A 25054-nucleotide genomic window follows, 5' to 3' on the forward strand; every position below is an offset into this window, starting at 1 on the left:
TGGAATCACCACGCCAACGACGAGGGGCCCTGCCACGTCACCCATCCCTCTGATCAGCCCTTTCATCCTCAAGGGCCGGGATGAAAGGTGCTCACTGACCGTGATGTCAGAGCCTCGGCGAGTCGAACGTGACGTTCCCCGAAAACAGTGGGACTTGATGCCCTTCACGGTGCAGGTACGTGGCCGTGAACGAGGTGCCGCCCTGCTTGCCGGAGATGCTGTTCAAGTCGCTCGCCGACGTGTTGGCCACGTCGGTCGATACGAGCGGCGAGACGATACGCGTCGAGGCCCGTAGCACGGCTGACAGCACCGCGTGTCCTGGTGCCCCGAGGCCCTGTTCACGCTGGAATCCCGCCGGACCGACATCGCCCTGCGCCTGTTGAGCGCCGAGGCCCGCGTCGCCCTGCACCACCTACGCTCCGGCCGCATGCCCGAAGACGCATGGCAGCGCCTGGCCAAACGCCTCCCCGACGTCGCCGGCGCACCCCTGCACCTGCAAGACCATCCCTACGGCCACTTCACCGAGCTGCAAGCCCACTGCCGCCGCTTCCACCGCCAGCACGGCCTCCGACTCATCGCCGTCGACGACCTGCAGCTCCGCGCACGTTCGATGGACCGGCCTCACTCCGACGAGTGTGTGCGGACCATCGAGACCGTCCGATGGTTGCAGGAGACCGCCGAATTCACTCCTCCGATACCTCGGGCGCCTGTTTGGGATGACGTCCGGGCGGTCTGCGGAGCGGGATCACCGGATGTCAGTCGACAGCGATTCCCTCCGGCGCAGCCGACGACCGGACCCGCGGAGCACATCCAGGCGACGCCGGCCATGGAGGCACAGGAGCCCAAGCAGGCCGCGGCGGCTGGGGGGCGGATTCTGCCTACCGAAGCGAATGCTATGGGCAGAACGGCGGCGTCGGCTGCGGCGCCAGTTGGGTGGAGGGGCCCGGGGAGGTTCAGCAGGGTGGTCCCGGCACTACCGGTTCCAAGGAGCTCGGCGGGCGGGCTTCGAGCCCTCACCACCCGGCGTAAGACGCCCCTCCGGCCCTCCGACGCAAGGGCGACATGCACCGTGCCGTTGTCGCTGGGGAGTGCGTGAGGACCGGGTCATGACGTGCTGATCCCGGGTCGGATCACTGCGGTCAGCCGTCTTTTCGATGGTATGGAACAGCAGGCGCCTTCTTCGAACTGATCTGTGCCTTCAGCCTTCTGGCGCGCTTGGGAGGCGGCGAGCAGCCACTGTGCTCACAGGAAACCCTGGTGCCGGGGGGACCGACCAGTCGTCGGGACGGCGCGGAGCGGACGGCGATGATGGAGGCAAGGCCAGCCGGGGCGGCAACGGCTTCGCCATCGTCATCTGGTAACCCCCGTTCACGACGCGCCCCGGCCCGCTGAACAGGGCAAGCCGCCCTGCCGCACCGCAGGGAGCCGCCCCCTTTGGTGACCTGAACGCAACCTCGCGGGACGCACTCACAGGGACCGTTCCCCTACCGCCGGGCCCCAGCGCGGGATCGCGGGCCAGTCGCATCGGCCCGGCACCTCGCCTTCGGGCAACGCCTCACGCCCGACAAAGCAACCGCTCCCGGCTCCCACCTCGTTGGGCCGGGACGGCGCGCGGGCGCGGGCGCCGTACTTCAGGGCTGCCAGGTTTCGGTGGCGTACTTCTTCATCACTTCGGCGATGTCGGCCGGATTGAGGCCCTCGGGGCCGGGCTTGAGGCGTTGCAGGTCGCGGAAGTACTCGATGTACAGGTCGGGGGTGGAGGTGAAGAGGATGGTGGCGTCCTGGTCGGTGTCGGGGTTGTTGAAGGTGTGCGGGGTGCCGATGGGAGCGGTGACCAGTTGTCCGGGACCGACGCGGTGGGTATCGCGGCCGGAGGTGAAGTCGACGGTGCCGGAGAGGACGAAGAAGGTCTCCTCGTGCTTGCGGTGCAGGTGCTGGGGCGGGCCGGAGAAGCCGGGCGCGAGCCAGAGTTCGGCGATGCCGAGACGCTTGTTGGTGCGGGAGCCGTCCTCCAGGATCCGTACCCGGGTGGATCCCATGTCGAGGAGGTCGCCGTCGTTCTGGGTGACGAGGTTGATGGTCATGGCCGAGGACCTCTTTCGTACGCGGTGAGACCGGACACGCACAGTGTGTGCTGGCCGGAGAGGGTTCGCGCGCTTTAGGGCGCAGTCGGGAGCGGGTTCGGCTGCGGGGTGCGGCCGGTGGCGTAGGCGTAGGACGCGGCGACGGCCTGCCGGGCGACGGCGAGCTCTGCCTCGTCGCGGGGTGCGTAGAGCATGATCGCGTTGGCGCGCTGGGGGTGATAGAGCGGGTGGCGCTCGCCCCAGCCGGCCTCCAGCACCGCTTCTTGGTCGGCTGCGTCCAGGGACAGGTGAAGGCTGCCGTCGGCGTGCAGGTGGGCGAATTCCGCGCCGTCGGGTGGCATCAGCACCGCGCCCGGGCGGGCGGGGTCGGTCAGGTGCAGTGCCCAGCTGTCGGGCACGGAGATGCCCGAGCGTCCCGGACGGGTGCCGGTGAGTGTGGCGGCCATCCAGCTCTGCAGTGCCTGCCGGACGCTCGGCGGGCTCACCTGGGAAAGCTGGAGGTGCGGGATGAACGATCCGGTGCGCGGGCGCTCGCCGGTGCGCGGGGGAAGGGGTGGCAGGGCATGGTCGGGCTCCTTGAGGGAGGAGGGAGAGGGAACAGACGACCCAGTGCCCTGGCAGCGGGCTCGTGGCCCGGGCCCACGGCAGGCAGGCACAGGCGGGCTCCCATGGCAGGGCCGGTGACTCCACGCTAGTAGCCCGCGGATAGTGGTTTCCCTGACGAAAGCGGGGAGCGCGGAGGGAAAACGGCAGGTCAAAGCAGGGAAGAAGCTTCCGGCCTCCTCCGGACCTCTTCGACGCCCGTGGCGGACGCGCCCGGAGGTCTGAGACGCCCCCGGGCCGGGTCAGCCTTCGGCCCAGACTTCTTCCTCGGCGCGTGCGGCGTCGTACGCGCGGCGGGCGTCTTCCACGTGTTCGAGGTGGGCCTCGCCCCAGGCGGTGAGGGTCTGGAAGACGGGGGTGAGGGTGCGTCCGAGGCCGCTGAGGCTGTACTCGACGCGCGGGGGGATGTCGGGGTGGTAGGTGCGGGTGATCAGGCCGTCGCGTTCGAGCTGCCGTAGGCGGCTGGTGAGGATCTTCGGGGTGATCTCGGGGATCAGGCGTTGCAGGGCGTTGAAACGCAGGGTGCCGTGGTGGCCGAGGGTCCACAGGATCGGGGTGGTCCAGCGGCTGAAGATGATGTCACCGACCGGGCTGACGGGGCAGGCGACCACCGCCTCGCTCAGCTGATCGTCGGGAGCAGGGGTGTGGCGAGGCGGCATGAGAGCGACTCCGAAAAAGGTCAGGGTCGGGGGTCCGGGCGGCCGGGGGCCCGGGTGCATCCCAGGGCGGGTGGCGCCCAGGGCCGGCCGGCGGCAGACGCGGGTGGGCGGGCCTGTGCGGTGGCGGGTCGGCCTCGTGCAGTGTCACACCGCCCGAAGCCGCGCTTTCCTCCAGGAAACCACTTTCCTGACGCTAGTAGCGTTGGAGAGCGCCGCCCGCCGAGCCCGCGCCTCGGCCCCGCGCCGCCCGCCCGGCTCGGTTGCGTCACCACGTCGGTGCCACGACCTGCGCGCTTCTTCGGGCTGCGGGCCTGTCGCCTGACCGGCAAGGTGGCCCGGCGCAGGATCGCGCCACCCGCGACGGCCCCACTCGTCCCGCCGTCAGCCGCCACTCGACCGGCGCGGCCGGGTGAACCCCCGCCCCCGCGAAGGGGACGAGGCGGTTTCCCACGGCCCGTACCGCTCGGGGACGTCCCGCCATGGCGAGCCGGTCCTTGCCCGCCACCAGATCCCGTCGAAGACCTGTCGCCGGCTCCTCGGCGGCCGCCCCATCTTCGGTATCGGCGGCAGCAGCGGCTCCAGCCGTTCCCACTGCTCGTCCGTTAGGTCACCACGCGTCACACCAAGATCGTTCCACGAGCTTGATCGACGCCTCAATCCCGTGTCAGGACGCTGTCTCTGCTTCCTCATCCGAGCCGTACATCTCGACCATCAGACGCTGACGCGCCGTCTTGAGGCGCTCGTCGTAGTCCGGCATGAAGATCTCAGCGAGCGTCGTTTCCAGAGCCCCGGAGATCGTGGAGATCGGGGACCAGACTGCACGGTCCGTCTTCAACAGGTCATCCAGTACGTCGGACTGGTGCATCGCCCGATAGAGCCAGTCCGACAGCACAAGAGCCTGATCGCGCGTGAACTTGATGGTTATTGGTTCCTCTGCCACGAGGGAACGGTAACCGCCACACCCGATGACCGCCCGCGTGGGGCGGGCGGCGAGCCACACCCCATCAGCCTCTACGAGCACATCTCAAACACTTCCTAGCGGTCGAGGCGCGGCTTGTTCCGGACCGTACGCGGTCCACTGCCCCGACAATGACGCGGCAGACCACACTTCTCGCTGGTCAGGCACACGCCTACCCCGTACCACCAGCAGACAAAGAAGCGGCTGATAGTTGACTTCGCTGCGGCGAGGGTCACGCGCTACGGTAGGCGCCAGTCCACCAGCTGTGCACCCTGCCTCGTCAACAACTCGTTGGCCCGGCTGAACGGGCGCGACCCGAAGAAGCCTCGGTCCGCCGACATCGGTGAGGGATGCGCCGACTCGACCGCCGGAAAATCACCGAGCAGCGGCCGCAGGTTACGGGCATCCCGCCCCCAGAGGATCGCCACCAGCGGCTTGCCTCGTGCCACCAGCGCCCGGATGGCCTGCTCGGTGACTTCTTCCCAGCCCTTCCCCCGGTGAGCGGCGGGCTTGCCTGGTGCGGTGGTCAGAGCTCGGTTGAGCAGCAAGACGCCCTGCCGCGTCCACGGCGTCAGGTCGCCGTTGGACGGCCTGGGCAACCCCAGATCGGTGGTCAGTTCACGGTAGATGTTCTCCAGACTGCCGGGCAGTCGGCGCACGTCAGGCGCCACCGCGAAACTGTGCCCGATAGCCATCCCGGGAGTCGGATAGGGGTCCTGGCCCACAATAAGGACACGCACGTCCTCGAAGGGCTGCTGGAAAGCGCGCAGAACATGCTTCCCGGCAGGAAGGTATGTGCGCCCGGCAGCGATCTCCGCGCGCAGGAAGTCTCCCATCGCGGCGACGCGTCCGGCCACAGGAGCCAGCGCCTCTGCCCACCCGGGCTCAACAAGTTCACTCAACGGTCGTGCTGCCACAACGCGTTACTCTACTGGCGCGAAGAGGGGACTCTCCAATCGTCGCACCACGGGGCTCTGCCACCAGCCGGCTCACCTGACCAGTAGGCAACGGAGTCACGCCAGGCCGGCCAGACGAGGCGCGGGGCCGACCGTACCCTCACTCCTCCTCATCCTGAAGTCGATCCATGAGGTCACGCAAGCTCTCGTCCGGAAGCACGGGCGCACGTTGCTTCCAGTGATCAAGCCATTCGGCTTCCGTCATCACCGCAGGTCAGGCCTCTCGCCAGAGAAACCACTTCCCCAACCCATCGGCCACGCCGTGGGCCTCAGTTTCTCCGTGGCGCCCGAGGTGCGCCCGCTGCCCGGAAGCCTGGAGAACATATACCGCGAGCTCCACCAGGGCCTCGGGCTGCCCAGGCCGTCCAACGGCGACCTCACGCCGTGGACGCGGCAGGGCGTCCTGCTGATCAACAGGGCCCTGACGACCGCGCCGCGCAAGCCCGCCGCCCACCGGGGCAAGGGCTGGGAGGAGGTCACGGAGCAGGCGATCCGCGCGCCGGTCGCCCGCGGCCGGCCCCTGGTGGCGATCCTCTGGGGGCGGGACGCGCGCGATCTGCGCCCGCTGCTGGTCGGCGTGCCGTGCGTGGAGTCGGCGCACCCGTCGCCCATGTCGGCGGACCGGGGCTTCTTCGGTTCGCGGCCCTTCAGCAGGGCCAACGACCTGCCGGCCGGGCAGGGTTCGGCGCCGGTGGACTGGCGACTGCCCTGACCGGGGGCGCTGCCGGGAGTAGGGTGCCGGCCATGACGGTTCACACGGTCGTCCGTGCGGCGCCATGGAACTGACGTCGCGTCGGCGCCCGATGCGGGGCCCCGCACCCGTGCTGGCGGTCGACTCCGGGGGCTCGGGCGTCCGGATCGCCGTCTCCCCCACGTACGGCGACGGGCCGGCGCTCACCTGGTCCTCCCCGGAGCCGGTGCCCGTCGGCGACCGGGGGATCGACGCGCGGGTCCTGCTCGACCGGATCCTGCCGGCCGCCCGGGAGTTGCTGTGCCGGGCCGGGGCCGAGCGCTTCGCGGCCTGCTGCGTGGGCGCGGCGGGCATGGTGACGCTCGGCACCGGCCTGCGGGCCGTACTGCCGGGCGCGCTCCGCGCCGAACTCGGCGTACGGCGGCTCGCGCTGGCCTCCGATTCCGTGACGGCATACGCCGGGGCCCTCGGCCAGCGTCCGGGCGTGGTCGTGGCCGCCGGGACGGGGCTGGTCGCGCTCGGCACCGGGCTCACCCCGGACGGCGGCTGGCGGCGCTCGGACGGCTGGGGCCACCTGCTCGGCGACTGCGGGGGCGGCGCCTGGATCGGCCGGGCCGGGCTGGAGGCGGCGCTCCGGGCGTACGACGGGCGGGCCGGCGGTTCGGCGCCGCTGCTCGGCCGGCTGGAGGCCGTGTTCGGTCCGGCGCCGGACCTGCCGGGGGTGCTCTATCCGCGGCCGGACCGGGCGGCCGTGCTGGCCTCCTTCGCGCCGGAGGTCGGCCGGTGCGCGGCGGTGTGCCCGGTGGCGGCGGAGATCCTGCGGACGGCGGCCCGGCACATCGCCGAGGCCGCCGCCGCGGCCTGCCCTCCGGCGGGCGGGGACGGGCGGACGGATGGCGGGGACGCCGGGGGCGCCGGGACGGTCGGGGCGGGTGCCTCCCACGGCCCGGACGGCCGGGGCGGACGGGCGGATGGGCCAGGGCCGCGCGCCCCCGTCATGGCGCTCACCGGAGGGCTGGCGGGAATCGGCCCCCCGCTGCTGCTGCCACTCCGTCAGGAGTTGCGAAAGCAACTTCCGGCTGTCCGTCAGGTGACCGCGGCGGGGACGCCCCTGGACGGCGCGTCCCGTATCGCCGCCGCCCTGGTGACGGGCCGTCTGCTGCTGCCCGTGGACGGATCGCTGCTGGACGTCGCGTCCGGCGCGCCGTCGGCCGCGTCACCCGGACACACCTTCGGGTGATCGGATCAGCCACCGAATAAATCAGGACAGAGGCGGTACAAACGCCCCCCACCCAAACAGGCCCGTTCCCGACCGGATAACATGCGGCGCCATGAGCTCCCCCACAGGGCCCACGTCCGGCCTGCCTGTACGAATGCCACGACCCCGCCAGTCCGGACGCCACCGGAGGCCGGAGCCCGTGACCGCGCCGACGGCCGCGCCCCCACTCGTGCTCGCGGTGCCCGGCGCCCCCGGCCCGGCCGCGCGCCGGCTGGCCGAGGAGACCCTGAGCATCGCCCGTTCCGAGCTGCCCGGTCTCGACGCGCGCATCGGCTACGTGGACACCGAGGGCGACGCCGGCGGGTACCCCGCCCTGGACTCCGTCCTGGGCTACGCCGCCGCCCAGCACACCGCTCGCACGAGCGAAGCGCAGGCCGCCTCGGACGAGGAGGCCGCCGCCTGGGCCCGCGGGCCCGCCGCCGTCGTGGTGCCGCTGCTGGCGGGCCCCGACACGGCCGTGCTGCGCCGCATACGCCAGTCGGTCGTGAGCAGCGGCTCGGCCTTCGAGCTGACGGACACGCTCGGCCCGCACCCGCTGCTCGCCGAGGCCCTGCACGTGCGCCTCTCGGAGGCGGGCCTGGCCCGCGCCGACCGCGCCCGGCTGTTCACCGTCGCAACCGCGGCCGACGGGATCGTCCTGGCCACGGTCGGCGGTCCCGAGGCGGTGCAGGCGGCTGGCATCACCGGCATGCTGCTGTCGGCGCGCCTGGCCGTGCCGGTGCTGGCCGCGGGCCTGGACGAGGAGGGCGCCGTCGCCCGCGCCGCCGACGAGCTCCGCTCCTCCGGCTCGCGCAACCTCGCCCTCGCGCCGTGCCTGATCGGCCCGGAGGCCGACGAGGCGCTGCCGTCCATGGCCGCGAAGGAGGCGGGCTGCGCGGCGGCGGAGCCGCTGGGCGCCTACCCGGCGGTCGGCAAGCTCGTCCTCGCCAAGTACACGGAGCTGCTGGGCATCGTCGCGCAGCCCGCGCCGATGCGCTGAGCGCCGCCGGACATCGCACGACCGCACCACCGCGTGACCGCCGGGAAGGGCCTCTTGACGAGGCCCTTCCCGCGTTTTCACGTCCGGGCGCCCCGCCCGCGCGGCCCCCGCATCACGGCAGGGCTCAGCGGAAGACCACGCATGAGGCGGCCGGTGCCTCGACCGACCCGGCCCGGACGGGTATGCCCGTGCCGGGATCGACCGTGAACCAGGTGACGTCGCCCGACCGCTCGTTCGCCGCGTACAGCAGCCCCCCGTCCGGATGCGCGGCGAGGTGGCGCGGCCAGTGCCCGCCGCAGCTCACGGTGGAGCGCAGCCGGGGCGCGTCCCCGGAGGGGCCGAGGGCGAGGGTGGCGAGGGTGTCGTCGCCGCGGTTGGCCGCCCACAGGAACCGGCCGTCCGGGGAGAGCACGGGCGTCGAGGGGTAGGTGGGATCGGCCGCCCCGGCGGTCACGACGGGCGTCGTCTCCAGCGGCTCCAGCTCGCCCGGGCCGGCGTCCCAGCGACAGACGGTCACGGTCGCGTCGAGCTCGTTGAGGACGTACACCCGGCGGCCGTCCGGGTGGAAGACGAGCATCCGGGGACCGCTGCCCGGCCGGAGGCGCGTCTCGCCGTGGGGCACCGGCTCGCCCGTGCCGGGGTCGAGCGCGGAGACGTACACGGAGTCGGTGCCGAGGTCCGCGGCGAGCAGCCAGCGGCCCGTGGGGTCGGGCGCCACGGCGTGGGCGTGCGGGCCGGCCTGCCGCGCGGCCACCGGACCGCTGCCCCGGTGCCGCAGCACCACCGGGGGCTTGCCGAGGGTGCCGTCCCCGGCGACGGGCAGGGCGCTGACGCTTCCGGAGCGGTAGTTGGCGGTGAACAGCCAGGACTCGACGAGCGCGAGATGGGTGGGCGCGTCGCCCTCGACGGGCACGGCCGGGCCGAGCGGCTCCGGCCGGTCCGGGTCGGCGAGCGAGAACGCCGTGGCCGTGCCCGGTTCCGTCTCCCCGACCGCGTACAGCACGCTTCCGTCGGCCGAGAGGGCCAGGAACGAGGGGTCCGCCGCGACGGCGGTGGAGTGGACGGGGGTCAGCGCGCCCGTCTCGCCGTCCACCCGCGCCACGGTGATCCCCGGGCCCCCCGCGCTGGTGAACGAGCCGATGTAGGCGCGCCGTTCGCGCCGCCCGCTGACCGTCATCGTGTCCCTCCCCTTCGCGTGCCGTCACGTCGACGGTCCCGACGCTACAGGCCGGCACTGACAACGGCCGGTACCGCCCTGGCCTGGCCGCCGCCTGAGCTGGTCCGTTGGCCCTGCTCACAGTGGGTTACCGTGCGGTAAAAGCGGGCCATTGGCTCATATTTTCGGGCTTCTCTTGAGCCATATGGCCTCCGGATGTTTTGATGAACCCGTCAATGGCGCTGCGGGATTCCGCGGCGCCTCTTTTGTGCGCGCGATCGGAAGAGGGTCGGTGAAGCTGAAGAAGATGTTCGCGGCTCCGGATCCGGGCCGTGTCCGGCTGCGGAACGCGGCACGGGCCGTCCTGGGCGTGGGGCTCGCGGTGGCGGTCTCGCACCTGGCGACCGGTTCGATGGGTGCCACGGTCGCCGGTGGCCTCACCGCGCTGCTGGCCCTCTTCACCGTCACCGACGCCCGGGTGCGCGACCAGGCGGTCACCACGGCGTGGCTGCCCGCCGTGGGCGTCCCGGTGCTGGCGCTCGCGACGGTGCTGCACGGCCTTCCCCTGGCGCGGGACGCGGCGTTCCTCGGCGTCGTCTTCGCCGGGGTGTACGCGCGGCGCTGGGGCCCCCGGGGCCAGGCCCTGGGCATCTTCGGCTTCATGATGTTCTTCATGGCACAGTTCCTGCACGCCGTGCCGGACGGTCTGACGGAGCTGTACGCGGCCATGGCGCTGGCCCTCGCCGCGTCGTCGCTGGTCCGCTTCGGGCTGTGGTGCTGGGAGCGGCGGCTGCCGCCGGTCCTCGCCCCCGCGCCCTCCGCGGCGCGCGGCCTGGACCGCCCGACGACCCGGCAGGCGTTCCAGAACACGTTCGCGTGCGCCCTGGCCCTGGGCGTCGGCCACCTGGTCTCGGACGACCGCTGGTACTGGGCCGTCGGCACCGCGTGGTGGATCTTCGTGAACACCGCCTCGCGCGGGGAGACGCTGGTCCGGGGCTTCCGCCGGGTGGTGGGCACGGTGGCGGGCATCGCCGTCGGCCTGATCGTCGCGGTGCCGCTGCACGGCGCACCGGCACCGACCGCCGCCCTCGTCGCGCTCTGCGTCTTCGGCATCTTCTACACGGCCGCTCCCTCCTACAGCTGGATGATGTTCTTCGTGACCGTCATGGCGTCCCTGCTGTACGGGCTGCTGGGCGTGCTGCACCCGGGGCTGCTGCTCCTGCGCTTCGAGCAGACGCTGGTGGGCGCGGCGGCCTCGGCCCTCGCGGTCGCGCTGGTGCTGCCCGTCACGACGCACGCCGCCACCGACGCCTGGATTCGCCGGGCGATGCTGGCCGTCCGCCACTGCACCGCCGAGTCGGCGCGGCGGCTGGCCGGAGAGGCGTCCGCCGATCCGGCGCCGTACGTCGCGGAGCTGGAGCTCCTCCTCGCCCGGGTCCGGATCTCGCTCGCGCCGCTGCTGCATCCGCTCAGCCCGCTGCGGGCGCGCAAGGAGCGCGCCCGGCAGGTGACGGCGCATCTGGACGACTGCGTCCGGCAGGCCCGCGGTCTGGCCGAGGTGGCCGCCGACCCGGACGCCTCGCACGACGCCCGGCTGACCGCCGCCTGCCAGCGCGTCGAGGCGGCCCTGCGCGCCCTGCTGCCCGCGGCGGAGGCGCCGGCGTCGGCCGCCGGACTGGGCCTCACCGCCCCGCAGCACCACCCGGGCGCGGAGCGGGCGCTGGCTCATCTGCACGATCTGGAGCGGGCGGTCGCGAACCTCGCGGGCCCGGTCCTGAGCAGCCCGCGGTCGCCGCTGCCGGAGGGCTGAGCCGGGCGGTCCGGCGTCAGTCGGGCCCACATGACATCCACATGGCACCCGTATGACAGCGGACGCGGCGTCTACGGGTGCCCACCGCCTTCCGATCGCCCGCCTGCCGGTCAAGCGCCCTCCGGACAGATGTCGACCGGACCGACGTTGGCCGGACCGACGTGTGCCGGACAAACGCCCGCCGGACACGGCCTACCGGGCCGGATGGCCGACCCGCGCGCCGTGCCGCGCCCGGCCATGGGCCGCGGACTGGGCCATTGGTACAGTGACGGCCCGGCACCCGAGTACGAGGGAGCGTCAGCCGATGGCCGTAGACGCCCTGGACACCAGGATCCTGCGCCTCCTGCTGGAGCAGCCGCGGACCAGTGCGCGGGAGTACGCGCGCCTGCTGGGCATCGCGCGCGGCACCCTCCAGGCCCGTCTCGACCGGCTGGAGCGGGACGGCGTGATCACGGGGACCGGCCCCCGGCTCTCCCCCGCCGCGCTCGGCCATCCCGTCCTGGCCTTCGTGCACATCGAGGTCACCCAGGGCCACCTGGATCCGGTGGCGGACGCGCTGGCGGAGGTGCCGGAGATCATAGAGGCGTTCTCCATCACCGGCGGCGGCGATCTGATGGCGCGGGTCGTCGCCCGCGACGCCGCTCATCTGGAGGACGTCATCCAGCGGCTGGTGCAGCTCCCGGGCGTGGTGCGCACCCGTACCGAGATGGCGCTGCGGGAGCGCGTCCCCTACCGGATGACGGGGCTGCTGCGCGCCGTGGAGCAGGACGTCCGGCGGAAGGACAAGGGCCGTTCCCGGGGCCGTTCCACCGCCCCGGCGGCCGACGGCGACGCATGAGGCCCGCGCCGGCTCCGGACGCCTGACCGTCCCTCACGTTTCTTCGCGGGCGCCGTTTCCCGCTCCCGTCCGACCGGCCACCGCGCGGGTGGCGCCCGGGTTTCGTCCGTGCCGCGGAAGGGTGGGAGGATCTGCTGGTTCCACCCGGCCATGAGACACCCGGGACAACTCGTGAGGAATGAGACGTAATATGCAGCAATCTGGGGGAAGACGGGCCCGCCGGTGGGGAGTCGCGGTCACCGCGTCGACCGCCGCGTTCGCGGTCGCCGTTCCCGCGGCCACGGCGGAGGCGGCGACCGGCCCGGCGGGCATCGCCGCCAAGGGCGCGTTCCTGCTCGACAGCGGCCCCAACAAGCAGTTGTGGGCGAAGGACGCCGACACCAAGCGGCAGATGGCCAGCACCACCAAGATCATGACGGCCGCCGTGGTCCTGGACACGCGGGGCGTCAACCTGAACAAGCAGATCACGATAAAGAAGTCGTACCGCGACTACGTCGTGAAGAACGGCGCGAGCACCGCCGACCTGCGCGTCGGTGACAAGCTGACGGTCCGGCAGCTCCTCTACGGCCTGATGCTGCCCTCCGGGTGCGACGCGGCGTACGCGCTCGCCGACACCTTCGGCACCGGCAAGACCGAGGCCGCGCGCACCACGTCGTTCATCGCCCAGATGAACAAGAAGGCCGCCGCGCTCGGCATGAAGAACACCAAGTACGACTCGTTCGACGGCATATCGCAGGCGGGGACGAACCACTCCACCCCGCGCGACATCGCCAAGCTCGCGCGGCACGCGATGGGCAACAGCACGTTCACCACGGTCGTCAAGGCGGCCAGCACCCGCCAGAAGGCGACGAACGTCAACCGCACGTACACCTGGTACAACACCAACAAGCTGCTGGGGTCCTACAAGGGCGCCATCGGCATCAAGACCGGCACCGGCACGGCCGCCGGTCCGTGCCTGGTGTTCGCCGCGCAGCGCGGCAAGCGGACGGTCGTGGGCGTGATCCTCAACGACCCGACCAAGCGCTACCCCGACGCGGTGCAGATGCTGGACTGGTCGTTCAACACGTCCTCGAAGGTGAAGCTGCGTCAGCTGCCCAGCCTGGCCCAGAAGGACTGAGCCAGCGCCCCCGGCCGGCCGGTTCGCACACGGCGGTCCACGGCGGACCACCACCGCGAACCGCCCCGGCCGCGGGCCCGGCGCCGGCTCCGCTCCGGCTCTCGCGGATTCGCCTCAACCGAGGAACGAGAGCCGTACCGTGCGCCGCGGATTGTCGACATTCGTGTCGACGAGGACGACGCTCTGCCACGTCCCCAGCTCCAGCTCCCCGCCGATCACCGGCAGCGTGGCGTGCGGCGGGACGAAGGCGGGCAGGACGTGGTCGCGGCCGTGCCCCGGGCTGCCGTGCCGGTGCCGCCAGCGGTCGTCCTTCGGCAGCAGGTCGCGGAGCGCGGCCAGCAGGTCGTCGTCGCTGCCCGATCCCGTCTCGATCACCGCGAGGCCGGCGGTGGCGTGCGGAGTGAAGACATTGAGCAGGCCGTCCCGGCCTGCCGCCACCTCCCGCAAGAAGTGGGTGCAGTGGTTTGTGAGGTCGTACACGGTCTCGGTCGAGCCGGTCGTGATGTCCACCGTGCGGGTGGTGAAGGTGTCGGTCATGCACCACCCCTTACCCGCACCGACCGGAGATCGGCAAGCCGGGCACCGTCGACCGCCGTGTCCCTGGGTCACGCGCGGCGGGCCTGCCATTCGGGGGCCAGGATCGCCCAGTACTGCTTGTCGTAACGGGCGCCGCCGTACGGCCAGTACTCGCGCTGGACGCCCTCCAGGGTCATGCCGAGCCGCTCGGCCACCGCGGAGCTGCGGGCGTTGTCGGCGCGGCAGCGCCACTCGGCGCGGTGCAGACCGCGGGTGGTGAGGGCCCAGTCCAGCAGCGTGGCGCAGGCCGCGGTGATGAGGCCGTGGCCCTCGCCCGCCGGCTCCAGCCAGCAGCCGATCTCGCAGGAGCCCAGGGCGGTGTTGAAGTCCACGTACATCACACCGCCGACCAGGGTGCCGTCCCGCCAGATGCCGAAGAGGCCGGCCTGGTCCGTGGCCCGGCGCTCGGCGTAGCGGCGCAGGGTGGCGCGTGCGCCGTCGAGGTCGTCGGTGACGAACGCGGGCCCGACCCACGGCCGGATGTGCTCGCGGGCCCGGTCCAGATGGGCGGCGAACTCCTCGGCGTGCCAGATCTCCAGCGGGCGGAGGAGGGCGTCGTCCCGCAGCGGGAGGGAGAACATGATGACCCCATTCACACAACAAGCGTTACGGTTATGTACGGTGGCAGCATGCCACGAACCAAGGGTGATCACGAAGCCCGGCGCCGCGAGGTCTCGGAGGCGGTCTGGCGGGTGCTGGCCGCGCACGGCTTCGACGGGCTGACCCTGCGCGCGGTCGCCGCCGAGCTGGGCGCGACCACCGGCCTGCTCACCCACTACTTCCCCGCCAAGCGGGATCTGCTGGCGCACGCCCTCGACCTGCTCGACCGGCGGAGCGCGGCCCGGCCGCGGCGCGTGGCACCGCGCGGCCTGCCCGCCGTGCGGGCCGCACTGCTCGACATCCTGCCGCTGACCCCGGCCGCCACCGACGGCAACCGCATCTGGGTGTCCTCCTGGGACACCGCGCTCGCCGACCCCGCGCTGAGCGAGGGCCACGCGCGGCGGTACGCGCGCGGCCGCGACCGGCTGAGCGAGCTCGTCGCGGCGGCCCAGGAGCTCGGCGAACTCCCTCCCGGAGACCCGGACCGGATCGCGGCCGGCGCCCAGGGCTTCGCGCTCGGCCTGGTGGTGCAGGCCCTGTTCGACCCGGCGGCGTTCCCGCCCGAGCGCCAGACCGAGCTGCTGGACGACTACCTGGCCGCGCTGGCTTCCCGGCCCTGACGCCCTCGGGGGAAGAGATCCACCGGCCCGTCCGTTAGTGGAAACATGAACGACATGGCGGTGGTGCGGACGGTGGACGTCGTGGTCGTGGGCGCGGGGCAGGCGGGCCTCTCCGCCGCCTACCACCTGCGACGCGCCGGCTGCGAGCCGGACCGGGACTTCGTCGTGCTGGACCACGCGCCGCGGCCCGGGGGCGCCTGGCAGCACCGGTGGCCCACGCTGACGTACGGCAAGGTCCACGGGATGCACGCGCTGCCCGGGATGCCGCTGACGGGCGCGGACGACGCCCGGCCGTCGTCGGAGGTGATCGGCGGCTACTTCGCGGCGTACGAGGCCGAGTTCGACCTGCGGGTGCGGAGGCCCGTCACCGTGCGTGCCGTGCGCGACGACGGTGCCGGGCGGCTGCTCGTCGAGACGTCGGAGGGGGTGTGGTCGGCGCGGGCGCTGATCAACGTCACCGGCACCTGGGACCGGCCGTTCCTGCCCCGCTACCCCGGGCAGGAGCTGTTCCGCGGCCGTCAGCTGCACACCGCCCGCTACCCGGGCCCCGAGGCGTTCACGGGCCTGCGGGTGGTCGTCGTCGGGGGCGGCACGTCCGCCGTCCAGCACCTGCTGGAGATCGCCGAGGTGGCGTCCGCCACGACGTGGGTCACGCGGCGCCCGCCGCTGTTCCGGGAGGGGCCGTTCGACGAGACGCGCGGCCGGGAGGCCGTGGCGCTGGTGGAGGAACGCGTCCGCCGGGGGCTGCCGCCGCGCAGCGTGGTGTCGGTCACCGGGCTGCCGATGACGGCCGCCATGGAACGGGCGAGGGAGGCGGGCGTCCTCGACCGGCTGCCGATGTTCGACCGCGTCACTCCCGACGGTGTCGCCTGGGCGGACGGCAGGACCGTTTCCGCCGACGTCATCCTGTGGGCCACCGGGTTCCGGGCCGCGCTCGACCACCTGGCGCCGCTGCGGCTGCGCGAGCCCGGCGGCGGCATCCGCCTCGACGGCACCCGGGTGGTCCGCGACCCGCGGATCCACCTCGTCGGGTACGGGCCGTCGGCGAGCACCATCGGCGCCGGCCGGGCGGGGCGGAGCGCGGTACGGGAGGTACGGGAGCTGCTCGCCGGGGCGGACGGGGTGTCCGCACGGGTGGCGGCTCCGGTGGGGTGAGGCGGTGCTCCTTCCGTGCTCCTCCTGTGACCGGCGGTCCCGCGCGACCGAGCGGAAAGATGCCATGGGCCGTGCCCGTTTCGCGGTCCGGTCCGTAGCATGCGTCTCATGCTGCGACGCTCCCGTGGTTCTCGCGCTCCCGGCCGCTCGCCCGATTCCCCCGCGGAGCCGGGGGCGCCGGTGGTCGGTCTCTTCCTGACCTGCGTCAACGACATGGTGTATCCGGACACCGGGCGGGCCGTGGTCACCCTGCTGGAGCGGCTGGGGGTGCGCGTCGACTTCCCGATGGAACAGAGCTGCTGCGGCCAGCCGTTCTTCAACACCGGCTACCGGCGGCCGACGGAACCGCTGGTCCGCCGCTACGCCACCACCTTCCGCGGGTACGACCACATCGTCACACCGTCCGCCTCCTGCGCGGCCATGGTCCGGGAGCAGTATCCGCGGATCGCGGCCCGGGCGGCGGCCGAGGGCCGGGACGACGGGCTGGCGGAGGCGGTGGCCGGGGTCGTGCCCCGCACCTACGAACTGACGGAGTATCTGGTGGACGTCCTGGGGGTGACGGACGTCGGCGCCTCCTACCCCCACACCGTCACCTACCACCCCACCTGTCACGGACTGCGCGCGCTCGGCCTGGGCGACCGGCCGCGGCGGCTGCTGGAACGGGTGAAGGGGCTGGAACTGCGGGAGTTGGCGGGCGCGGAGGAGTGCTGCGGCTTCGGCGGGACGTTCGCCGTCAAGAACGCCGCCGTCTCGGTCGCGATGGGCACCGACAAGGCCCGCGCCGTCGTCGCCACGGGCGCGCGGGCGCTCTGCGCGGCGGACAACTCGTGCCTGGCGCACATCGGGGGCATCCTCACCCGGCGGGGAGCGGCGGTACGGCCGGTGCACATCGCGGAGATCCTGGCGTCGACGGAGCCGGGGACGGCCGCCGGGCAGGGGACGGCCGCCGGGCGGGGAATGGCAGCCGGGCCGGGATCGGCCGTCGAGCCGGGAACGGCGGCCAGGCCGGGACCGGCCGTCGAGTCCCCGACGGAAGCCGCGTCACCGCCGGATCCCGGACCATCGTCGCCGCAGCCCGGCCCGGAAGGAGCCGCCCCATGACCCGCCCCGACCGAGTCGCCCTCGGCATGCCCTCCTTCCCCCGCGCCGCCGCCGTCTCCACCCGGGACACGCGGCTGCGCGCCAACCTGCGGCACGCCACCGGCACCATCCGGGCCCGGCGCGCGGCGGCCGTGGCCGAGCTCGACGACTGGCGGCAGCTGCGCGCCGCCGCCGCGGCCGTCAAGGACCGCACCCTCCGCCACCTCGACCACTACCTCGTACGTCTGGAGGAGCGCGTCACCGCCGCCGGCGGGACCGTGCACTGGGCGGCCGACGCGGCGGAGGCCGACCGGATCGTCACCGAGCTCGTACGGGCCACCGGCGAACGGGAGGTCGTCAAGGTCAAGTCCATGGTCACGCAGGAGATCGGTCTCAACGAGGCCCTCGAGGCGGCCGGCATCCGGGCGTACGAGACCGATCTCGCGGAGCTCATCGTGCAGTTGGGGGACGACCTGCCGTCCCACCTCCTCGTCCCCGCCATCCACCGGAGCCGGGGCGAGATCCGGGACATCTTCCGCGAGCGGATGGCCGACTGGGGGCGGCCGGCGCCCGAGGGGCTGACCGACCGTCCGGCCGACCTCGCCGAGGCGGCCCGGCTGCACCTGCGGGAGAAGTTCCTGCGCGCGAAGGTGGCCGTGAGCGGCGCCAACTTCATGGTCGCGGAGACCGGGACGATGGTGGTCGTCGAGTCCGAGGGCAACGGACGGATGTGCCTGACCCTGCCGGAGACGCTGATCTCCGTCGTGGGCATCGAGAAGGTGGTGCCCACCTGGCGAGACCTGGAGATCTACCTCCAGTTGCTCCCCCGCTCCTCCACCGCCGAGCGCATGAACCCCTACACCTCGATGTGGACGGGCACCACGGACGGCGACGGGCCGCGCGCCTTCCACCTGGTGCTGCTCGACAACGGCCGGACCGACACGCTCGCCGACACCGTCGGCCGCCAGGCGCTCCGCTGCATCCGCTGCTCGGCGTGTCTCAACGTCTGCCCGGTGTACGAACGGGCCGGCGGACACGCCTACGGCTCCCCCTACTCCGGACCCATCGGGGCGATCCTCGCCCCGCAACTCCGCGGCACCGCCTCCCCGCTGGAGGAGTCGCTGCCCTTCGCCTCCTCGCTGTGCGGTGCCTGCTACGAGGTGTGTCCGGTGGCCATCGACATCCCTGAGGTCCTGGTCCACCTGCGGGAACGGGTGGCCGAGGGCGGCGAGGCGACCGTCCGCGGCACCCGGGCGGTGGTGCGTCCGGCCCGGCGGCGGGCCCTGGAACGCCAGGTGGTGGCGGGCGCGGCCTGGGCCCTGGACCGGCCGGAGCTGCTGCGCCGCGGCCGGCGGCTGGTGGGCCGGGCGGCCCGGTTCGCACCGCGGCGGCTGCCGGGCCCGGGCCGGGCGTGGACGGACGGCCGGGCCTTGCCCGAGATCCCCGAGGAGTCGTTCCGCGACTGGTGGGCGCGGACGCGAACACAGGAGTCCCCGAGTGGAGGCACCCCATGAGCGGTGACGCGAGCCGGGCGCGGATCCTCGGGCGGGTGCGGCGCGCGCTCGCCGACGTCCCGGCGTACGAGCGGCCGCGCGACCACCCCGTCCCCCGCGACTACCTGCGGGTTCACGGCCGGCGGACGCCCGCCGAGTCGGCGGCGCTGCTGGCCGCGCATCTGGCCGACTACCGCGCCACGGTGCACCGCACCGGCGCGGACGGGCTGCCGGCCCTGCTCCGGGAGGTGCTGGCCGACCGGGGCGCCCGCCGGGTGGTCGTTCCGGCCGGGCTGCCGGAGGGCTGGCTGGCCGGGGCGGACCTGGAGGTGGTCGCCGACTCCCCCGGGCTGACGGTCCGTGCACTGGACGCCGTGGACAGCGTGGTCACGGGGTGCGCGCTGGCGGTCGCGGAGACCGGGACGGTCGTCCTCGACGGGGGCCCCGGGCAGGGGCGGCGTCGGATCACCCTGGTCCCCGACCACCATGTGTGCGTGGTGCGGATCGCGGACCAGCTCGTGGACTCCGTCCCGCAGGCCCTCGAACGCCTCGATCCGCTGCGGCCGTTGACGTGGATCTCGGGCCCGTCGGCGACGAGCGACATCGAGCTGGACCGGGTGGAGGGCGTCCACGGGCCGCGGGTGCTGGACGTCGTCCTGGTCGCCGGTGACCGCGCCGTTCCCGGGGAGCCGCCACGAGGGTGACCCTGGCGGTGGTACGCACGGCCCGCGTACGAAGCGGCGGGGGCTGGGTGGTCCGCCGTCGGACCGGCAGGCTCTTCCTCGTCAGCGGAGATCACGCGAACGAGGAGCGGAAGACCATGCGGAAGACCATGACGTCGAAGGCCATGGCGGTACGGGAAGCGGAGCACGCGGGGACGGCGGCGCCCGTCGGCGGTGCGGCACGGGCCGCTTGGGCGGCCGGGTGGGCGGCGGCGGTGCAGCGGCCGAGCGCCGGCTTCGGGAAGAACTGGTCCGAGTCGGGGTTCGCCCGGCAGTCCGTGCGCCAGGTCGTCCGGGTGACCAGCGGCGGTACGTCGGTGCGCGTCCGGCTGTCGCACCGCTACGGCACCGGGCCGCTGACCGTCGACGGCGCCGCCCTGGCCCTGAGCACGGGCGGGGCCGCGGTCCGGCCGGAGTCGCGGCGGCCCGTCACCTTCGGCGGCGCGGCGTCGGTGCGGATACCGGCCGGCGGGGAGGTGGTGAGCGATCCCGTGGAGCTGCGGGTCGCGACGTTCGACTCCCTGGCGCTGACGCTGTACTTCGACGGTCCGACGGGGCCCGTCACCTTCCACTCGCAGGCGTGGGCCGACAGTTACCGCGCCACGGGCGACCGGACGGAGGACACCTCCGGCACCGGGTTCGACGAGGTCACGCACTCCTGGTACCTGCTGTCCGACATCGAGCTGTCCGGGGAGGGTGCGGCCGAAGGGGCGGTCGTGACGCTGGGCGACTCGATCACGGACGGCTTCGGCTCCTCCGCGGGGGCGAACGGGCGCTACCCGGACGCCCTCGCCGAGCGGCTGGCGGCGGCGGGCCGGCCGTGGGCCGTCCTCAACGCGGGGATCGGCGGCAATCTGCTGCTCCACGACTCGCCGTGGTTCGGCGAGCGGCCTTCCGCGCGGCTGGAACGGGACGTGCTGGACAAGCCCGGGGTCCGCGCGGTGATCGTGCACGTCGGTCTCAACGACCTCGGTTTCAGCGAGGTCGATCTGCCGATGTACGAGCCGTCGGCCGAGGTGTCGGCCGGGGAACTGATCGCGGGGTACCGCGAGGTGATCCGGCGGACGCGTGAACGCGGTCTGAAAGTGATCGGTGGAACCATCCTTCCCTTCAAGGGCTCCGAGTACCACACGCCCCGGGCGGAGGCGAAACGGGTGGCGGTCAACGAGTGGATCCGCGGCTCGGGTGAGTTCGACGCGGTGGCGGACTTCGCCGCCGTCCTGGCCTCGGCCGAGGACCCGGAAGTCCTGTCGCCCGTCTACGACTCGGGCGACCGCAAGCACCCGGGCGATGCGGGGTACCGGGTGATGGCGGAGGCGGTGGACCTGACCGCACTCTGACGGCACACTCCGGGCTGCCGCGTGGCGCGCCGACGGGCGGGGCCGTGTCGAACGGCCCCGCGGCCCGCGGTCATCCAGCCCGTACCCGTACGTCCGGCGCGTCCGATCAGCCCGTCCGATCAACCCGTCCGACCAGCGCGGCCCGTACAGCGCAGACCGCTCAGACCGGCACCGCGAGGCGGGCGTCGCCGCGCACCAGCGCCGCGTACCGGCCGTCGGCGGCGAGGAGTTCGCGGTGCGTCCCCCGCTCGGCTATGCGTCCGCCGTCGAGGACCACGATCTGGTCCGCGTCGCGGACGGTGGAGAGGCGGTGCGCGATGGTGATGGTGGTACGGCCTTCGGAGAGCGCGTCGATGGCCTTCTGCACGGCCTGTTCGGTGCGGGTGTCCAGGGCGGACGTGGCCTCGTCCAGGATGAGGACGGGAGGGTCGCGCAGGATGGTGCGGGCGATGGCCAGCCGCTGCTGCTCGCCGCCGGAGAAGCGGTGTCCGCGTTCGCCGACGAGGGTGTCGTAGCCGTCGGGCAGGGAGGCGATGTGGTCGTGGATCTGGGCGGCCTCGGCGGCGGCGCGGATCTCGTCGTCGTCGGCGTCCGGTTTGGCGAACCGCAGGTTGTCGGCGACGGAGGCGTGGAACAGGTACGTCTCCTGGGAGACGATGCCCACGGCCCGGCTGAGGGTGTCGAAGTCGAGGTCGCGGACGTCCACCCCGTCGATGAGCACCCGGCCGCCGGTGACGTCGTAGAGCCGGGGCACCAGATGGCCGAGGGTGCTCTTGCCGGAGCCGGTCGGGCCGACGACGGCGAGGCTGCCGCCCGCGGGGACGACGAGGTCGATGCCGGTGAGGGTGGACCGCGTGGCGCCCGGCCCGTCGTAGGAGAAGCCGACGTCCTCGAAGCGGACCTCTCCGCGGATCTTCTCCAGGCGTACCGGGCGCTCGGGTTCGGTGATCTCCACCGGGAGGTCGAGGTACTCGAAGATGCGCTGGAAGAGAGCGAGCGAGGTCTGCACCTGGACGCCCGTGGACAGCAGGGCGACGGTCGGGCGCAGCAGGCCCTGCTGGAGGGAGACGAAGGCGACGAGCGTGCCGATCGACAGGGCGGGGCCGCCGGTTTCCAGGGATATGCCGGCCGCCCAGTAGAGGAGGGCGGGCATGGCCGCCATGACGATGCCGATGGTGGACATCCGCCAGCGGCCGGCCATGTTGGCCCTGACCTCCAGGCCGACCAGCCGCTCGGACTCCTTGCCGAAGGCGGCGGTGAGCGAGTCGGCCCGGCCCATGGTCCGGCCCAGGAGGATGCCGCTGACGGAGAGCGACTCGGTGACCATGGCGGCCATGGCGGCCATCTGCTTCTGCCGCTGCGAGGCGACCTTCTTGCGCTCCCGGCCCACGCGGTGGCTGATCCATACGAACAGCGGCAGCAGGAGCAGCGAGACGGCGGTGAGCCGCCAGTCGAGGGCCAGCATGGCGGCGACCGAGGCGACCACGCTGGTGAGGTTGGAGACCAGTGAGGTGGCCGTGGAGGTGACCGTGGCCTGCATGCCGCCGATGTCGTTGGCGATCCGGGACTGCACTTCTCCGGTGCGGGTCCGGGTGAAGAAGGCGAGGGGCATGCTCTGCAGCCGGGCGTAGACGGCCGTCCGCAGGTCGTGCATGACCCGCTGGCCCACCGTGGTGGACACGAGGGTCTGGAGCACGCCGAAGACGCTGGTGACGACCGCGGCGGCGATCATGCCGAGGACGAGCAGGGTGAGCAGCCCGGTGCGGCCCCGCGGGATGGCGACGTCCAGGATCTCCCGCAGCAGGAAGGGCGAGGCCACGGTGACCAGGGAGGACGCGGCGACGAGCAGCCCCACGAAGGCGAGGCGGCCGCGGTAGGGGCGGAACAGGCGCAGGATGCGCCGGACTTGGGCGGGGTGTTCGGGGTCGGGGGGTGGTGGGGTCCATTCGGGTTCGTGGGGACGCAAAGGGCTCCTTCGGCGCTGGCGATCCGGTGGGACGTCCGGTGGGGACGGTCCGGCGGTCGGTGCGGACGGGCGGTGCGGATGGGCGGTGACGAGCGAAAGACGAACGGAACAGCGCAAGGTGGGCGACGAACGAACAGGGCGGTGCCGCGGGTGGCGGCACGGAGCGGCACAGCACGGCCTCGTGGGCCGAGGGCGGTCGCCGGCCCTCGTAGAGAGCATAGCTCACTGTTACCTATGCTCACAATGTACTTGCTCTTGATAATCTGGCCCGATGACCGTCCCCGACACGTCCGGACAGCTCGCCGAGCAGCTCCTGCGGCTGACCCGAAGGCTCAACCGCGCCCAGAAGCGCTATCTGGACCCGGTCGGCATCACGCCCGCCCAGTCCCGTCTGCTGCGGTCCGTCGCGCACTGCGAGGAACCGCCGCGCATGGCCGACCTGGCCGAGCTGCTGGAGGTGGTGCCCCGGGCGGTCACCACCCTCGTCGACGCCCTGGAGGCGAACGGCGCGGTGCGCCGCGTCCCCGACCCCTCCAACCGCCGGGTGATAAGGATCGAGCTCACCGAGCAGGGCCGCGAGACCCTGCGCGCGATGCGCGAGGCGCGGCGCGCGGCGGTGGAGGAGATCCTGTCCCCGCTGACCGCCGAGCAGCGCGATCTGCTCGGCGGCCTGCTGGGCGAGCTCATGCGGGGGCAGCTCCCCCGTCATCCGCCGCGCTGACCCGCGTCAGCAGCGGTTCCGGTCCTCCGTGAGCGCGCCCTGGGCGGTGGCGATCGTCCGGTCGTGGCAGAGGCCGGGCCCGGTCAGACGGTAGCGCTCGCGCGAGACGCCGGTCGCGTGCCGCTGGTCGCGCGGCACGTTCTGGTTGTAGGCGGCGTCGCCGGTGTACGTGTCGTCCAGCCGCGACCAGCCGGTCCGTACGCCGCCGCGCAGGGTGACGCTCTCCGCCCGGTCGCCCGTCGTCAGCACCGTCCGCAGGCGCGGCCCGGTGGCTCCGGTGATCTCGCCGTCCAGGGTGTACGCGCGCTGGGTGCGGGTGGTCGTGGCGGGGCCGCGCCCGCGCACGGTGACCGTCTCGTCGTCGGTCCACCGGGCGCGCAGCCCGTCCGTCGCCTCGCCCTCGGTCCAGTGGTGCGCGGAGGAGGCGGCGACCGTGCGGCGCACGGTGGTCGCCACCCTGCCGTGCGAGGTGTCGAGGTATCCGGAGACGGTCAGGGAGTGGCCGCCCTCCGCGGTGAACCGGTGGGTCGCGCCGGGTGTGTAGGCCGTGGAGTTCCTCGGCGTGCCCTCGGTGTGCGCGGTGAGCGCGCCGGTGACGCGGGACGCCTTGGCGTCCTGCCAGACGAGGATGTTGGTGGGGGTGCTCCAGCCGCTCTGCCCGGCGGGGACTCCGGCGACGGAGACGGTGATCCGGTGCGGCCGGCCGTCGTTCAGCAGCCCGGCGAACGGGGTGAGGTCGTACTCCAGCGGACGCACGTCGAACGCGCGCGGGGCCGGGATCACGTACCAGAGGAAGGGGTTGGACCAGCCGCCGGTCCAGATGGTCGGGTGGGGTGCGGCGATCCCCGCGGTCCTGCCGTCGACGGCCACCCGGACCTCGCGGTACGGGCCGTCGGCGGCCTTGCAGGAGTAGGGCGCCGCGTCCGGCACCGTGAGGTACCAGAACTCCTCGCAGCCGCCGCCGGAGCCGGTCGCGTAGACCTCGGCGACGATCCGTTCGCTGTTGCGGGGCGTGGTCACCGTGCTCTCGTACGCCGTGCCCGCCTCATGGGCGCCGTCCAGCGTGAGCACCCGGTCGGGGCCGGCGGCCGGGCGGTGCCGGCCGTCGGCCGCGTAGAAGGTGAGGGTCGCCCTGACCTTGATGACGCCGGTGTACGTCTCGTTGACGAGATTGCCGATGAGCATCTCGACGGGCTGCGGGGAGCGGAGGGTGGCGGCGTACCGCGTGACGTCCTTCTCGACCTTCCACGCTATGCCGTCCGGCGACGGCTCGGGGGTGGAGGTGCGCAGCACCTCGACGCCGCCGACGCGCAGGTAGCCGAGGCGGTCGTACTGGCGTCCGGCGACCGATCCGTCGAGGCGCAGGACGACCTTGTTCCAGCGGGTTCCGCAGCCCTTGGGGGGCGTATAGGTGCTCTTGTAGGGCGTGTAGTCGCGGAATTCGGTGTCCGCGAGGGTCACGGTGCAGGAGGCGGTGTCCGGTACGGACACCGGGGGCGCGGCGGTGACGGGGTCGTGCCAGTCGGTGCCGAACTCGGTGGGCGGTTCCGGCGAACCCGCGGCCAGGGCGGGGCCGGCACCCAGGGCCAGGGCGGCGGCCCCGGCGCACAGTGCGCGCAACAGTCGTCTCATGCGGCAGGAGTGAAGCGCG

The 25054-nt window shown here is 73.1% G+C and carries 23 protein-coding genes and 3 pseudogenes; 14 read left to right on the forward strand and 12 right to left on the reverse strand.

The genetic code is table 11. The features are described 5' to 3' along the window. Positions 1-106: 106 nt before the first annotated feature. On the reverse strand, positions 107-412 hold the full coding sequence (locus ACH4PU_RS21455) for a hypothetical protein (protein ID WP_398274738.1): 306 nt from the start codon (positions 410-412) through the stop codon (positions 107-109). On the opposite strand from ACH4PU_RS21455, the gene ACH4PU_RS21460 reads away from it, so the two are divergent. Then, entirely contained in the window at positions 314-1096 is a 783-nt protein-coding gene (locus ACH4PU_RS21460; protein ID WP_398274200.1) for a DnaB-like helicase C-terminal domain-containing protein, read from the forward strand. The genes ACH4PU_RS21455 and ACH4PU_RS21460 overlap by 99 nt on opposite strands. A gap of 535 nt (positions 1097-1631) precedes the next feature. Here ACH4PU_RS21460 and ACH4PU_RS21465 read toward each other — a convergent pair. The 6 genes and pseudogenes from ACH4PU_RS21465 to ACH4PU_RS21490 all read right to left on the reverse strand — a co-directional run bounded on the left by ACH4PU_RS21465 (position 1632) and on the right by ACH4PU_RS21490 (position 5221). Continuing rightward, on the reverse strand, positions 1632-2084 hold the full coding sequence (locus ACH4PU_RS21465) for a cupin domain-containing protein (RefSeq protein ID WP_398274203.1): 453 nt from the start codon (positions 2082-2084) through the stop codon (positions 1632-1634). A gap of 74 nt (positions 2085-2158) precedes the next feature. Further along, positions 2159-2569: a luciferase family protein gene (locus ACH4PU_RS21470; RefSeq protein ID WP_398274206.1), complete on the reverse strand. Its 411-nt coding sequence runs from the start codon at positions 2567-2569 to the stop codon at positions 2159-2161. 360 nt (positions 2570-2929) lie between these two features. Continuing rightward, positions 2930-3346 carry a winged helix-turn-helix transcriptional regulator gene (locus ACH4PU_RS21475; RefSeq protein WP_398274209.1) on the reverse strand — a complete coding sequence of 139 codons (417 nt, stop codon included), beginning with the start codon at positions 3344-3346 and terminating at the stop codon, positions 2930-2932. A gap of 438 nt (positions 3347-3784) precedes the next feature. Beyond that, positions 3785-3967 (reverse strand): annotated as a pseudogene (locus ACH4PU_RS21480) (transposase); the annotation flags it as partial. Between the two features lie 43 nt (positions 3968-4010). Next, on the reverse strand, positions 4011-4286 hold the full coding sequence (locus tag ACH4PU_RS21485) for a hypothetical protein (protein WP_398274211.1): 276 nt from the start codon (positions 4284-4286) through the stop codon (positions 4011-4013). A 257-nt stretch (positions 4287-4543) separates the two neighbouring features. Then, entirely contained in the window at positions 4544-5221 is a 678-nt protein-coding gene (locus ACH4PU_RS21490) for a uracil-DNA glycosylase (protein WP_398274214.1), read from the reverse strand. 268 nt (positions 5222-5489) lie between these two features. On the opposite strand from ACH4PU_RS21490, the pseudogene ACH4PU_RS21495 reads away from it, so the two are divergent. From ACH4PU_RS21495 to ACH4PU_RS21505, 3 genes and pseudogenes are all read left to right on the forward strand, one after another. Beyond that, a pseudogene (locus tag ACH4PU_RS21495) lies at positions 5490-5972 on the forward strand (uracil-DNA glycosylase); the annotation flags it as partial. Between the two features lie 64 nt (positions 5973-6036). Continuing rightward, positions 6037-7191: an N-acetylglucosamine kinase gene (locus tag ACH4PU_RS21500; protein WP_398274217.1), complete on the forward strand. Its 1155-nt coding sequence runs from the start codon at positions 6037-6039 to the stop codon at positions 7189-7191. A gap of 91 nt (positions 7192-7282) precedes the next feature. Further along, on the forward strand, positions 7283-8209 hold the full coding sequence (locus ACH4PU_RS21505) for a sirohydrochlorin chelatase (protein ID WP_398274221.1): 927 nt from the start codon (positions 7283-7285) through the stop codon (positions 8207-8209). Positions 8210-8333: 124 nt separating this feature from the next. On the opposite strand, the gene ACH4PU_RS21510 is transcribed toward ACH4PU_RS21505, so the two are convergent. Continuing rightward, positions 8334-9386, reverse strand: coding sequence for a lactonase family protein (locus ACH4PU_RS21510; RefSeq protein WP_398274224.1), 1053 nt, complete (start codon positions 9384-9386; stop codon positions 8334-8336). A gap of 286 nt (positions 9387-9672) precedes the next feature. On the opposite strand from ACH4PU_RS21510, the gene ACH4PU_RS21515 reads away from it, so the two are divergent. The 3 genes from ACH4PU_RS21515 to ACH4PU_RS21525 all read left to right on the forward strand — a co-directional run bounded on the left by ACH4PU_RS21515 (position 9673) and on the right by ACH4PU_RS21525 (position 13130). Next, complete coding sequence (locus ACH4PU_RS21515; RefSeq protein WP_398274696.1) at positions 9673-11175, forward strand: FUSC family protein; 1503 nt, start codon at positions 9673-9675, stop codon at positions 11173-11175. A 304-nt stretch (positions 11176-11479) separates the two neighbouring features. Beyond that, entirely contained in the window at positions 11480-12013 is a 534-nt protein-coding gene (locus ACH4PU_RS21520) for an Lrp/AsnC family transcriptional regulator (RefSeq protein WP_398274228.1), read from the forward strand. Between the two features lie 190 nt (positions 12014-12203). Further along, on the forward strand, positions 12204-13130 hold the full coding sequence (locus ACH4PU_RS21525) for a D-alanyl-D-alanine carboxypeptidase family protein (RefSeq protein WP_398274231.1): 927 nt from the start codon (positions 12204-12206) through the stop codon (positions 13128-13130). A 114-nt stretch (positions 13131-13244) separates the two neighbouring features. Here ACH4PU_RS21525 and ACH4PU_RS21530 read toward each other — a convergent pair whose 3' ends face one another. Beyond that, a complete protein-coding gene (locus tag ACH4PU_RS21530; RefSeq protein WP_398274236.1) occupies positions 13245-13667 on the reverse strand; it encodes a YjbQ family protein in 423 nt (140 codons plus the stop codon). 68 nt (positions 13668-13735) lie between these two features. Continuing rightward, entirely contained in the window at positions 13736-14287 is a 552-nt protein-coding gene (locus ACH4PU_RS21535) for a GNAT family N-acetyltransferase (protein ID WP_398274699.1), read from the reverse strand. Between the two features lie 48 nt (positions 14288-14335). Here ACH4PU_RS21535 and ACH4PU_RS21540 point away from each other — a divergent pair, with 48 nt between their 5' ends. From ACH4PU_RS21540 to ACH4PU_RS21565, 6 genes and pseudogenes are all read left to right on the forward strand, one after another. Next, positions 14336-14926 carry a TetR/AcrR family transcriptional regulator gene (locus tag ACH4PU_RS21540; RefSeq protein ID WP_398274239.1) on the forward strand — a complete coding sequence of 197 codons (591 nt, stop codon included), beginning with the start codon at positions 14336-14338 and terminating at the stop codon, positions 14924-14926. 45 nt (positions 14927-14971) lie between these two features. After that, entirely contained in the window at positions 14972-16081 is a 1110-nt protein-coding gene (locus ACH4PU_RS21545) for an NAD(P)-binding domain-containing protein (protein ID WP_398274242.1), read from the forward strand. 213 nt (positions 16082-16294) lie between these two features. Beyond that, a pseudogene (locus ACH4PU_RS21550) lies at positions 16295-16996 on the forward strand ((Fe-S)-binding protein); the annotation flags it as partial. Positions 16997-17178: 182 nt separating this feature from the next. Continuing rightward, entirely contained in the window at positions 17179-18675 is a 1497-nt protein-coding gene (locus tag ACH4PU_RS21555; RefSeq protein ID WP_398274246.1) for a lactate utilization protein B, read from the forward strand. Then, complete coding sequence (locus ACH4PU_RS21560; protein WP_398274250.1) at positions 18672-19358, forward strand: lactate utilization protein C; 687 nt, start codon at positions 18672-18674, stop codon at positions 19356-19358. The genes ACH4PU_RS21555 and ACH4PU_RS21560 overlap by 4 nt, the downstream gene beginning before the upstream one ends. A 116-nt stretch (positions 19359-19474) precedes the next feature. After that, complete coding sequence (locus ACH4PU_RS21565; protein ID WP_398274254.1) at positions 19475-20716, forward strand: SGNH/GDSL hydrolase family protein; 1242 nt, start codon at positions 19475-19477, stop codon at positions 20714-20716. Between the two features lie 160 nt (positions 20717-20876). Here the strand turns inward: ACH4PU_RS21565 and ACH4PU_RS21570 are convergent, their stop codons facing one another. Then, entirely contained in the window at positions 20877-22682 is a 1806-nt protein-coding gene (locus tag ACH4PU_RS21570; protein WP_398274257.1) for an ABC transporter ATP-binding protein, read from the reverse strand. A gap of 271 nt (positions 22683-22953) precedes the next feature. Here ACH4PU_RS21570 and ACH4PU_RS21575 point away from each other — a divergent pair, with 271 nt between their 5' ends. Continuing rightward, positions 22954-23403 (forward strand): MarR family transcriptional regulator, encoded by a 450-nt coding sequence (locus ACH4PU_RS21575; protein WP_398274260.1) that lies wholly within the window; start codon positions 22954-22956, stop codon positions 23401-23403. 6 nt (positions 23404-23409) lie between these two features. Here ACH4PU_RS21575 and ACH4PU_RS21580 read toward each other — a convergent pair whose 3' ends face one another. Beyond that, on the reverse strand, positions 23410-25035 hold the full coding sequence (locus ACH4PU_RS21580) for a peptide-N4-asparagine amidase (RefSeq protein ID WP_398274263.1): 1626 nt from the start codon (positions 25033-25035) through the stop codon (positions 23410-23412). Positions 25036-25054 lie beyond the last annotated feature (19 nt).

Source organism: Streptomyces sp. NPDC021100 (assembly GCF_044333095.1).
Classification (GTDB): Bacteria; Actinomycetota; Actinomycetes; order Streptomycetales; family Streptomycetaceae; genus Streptomyces.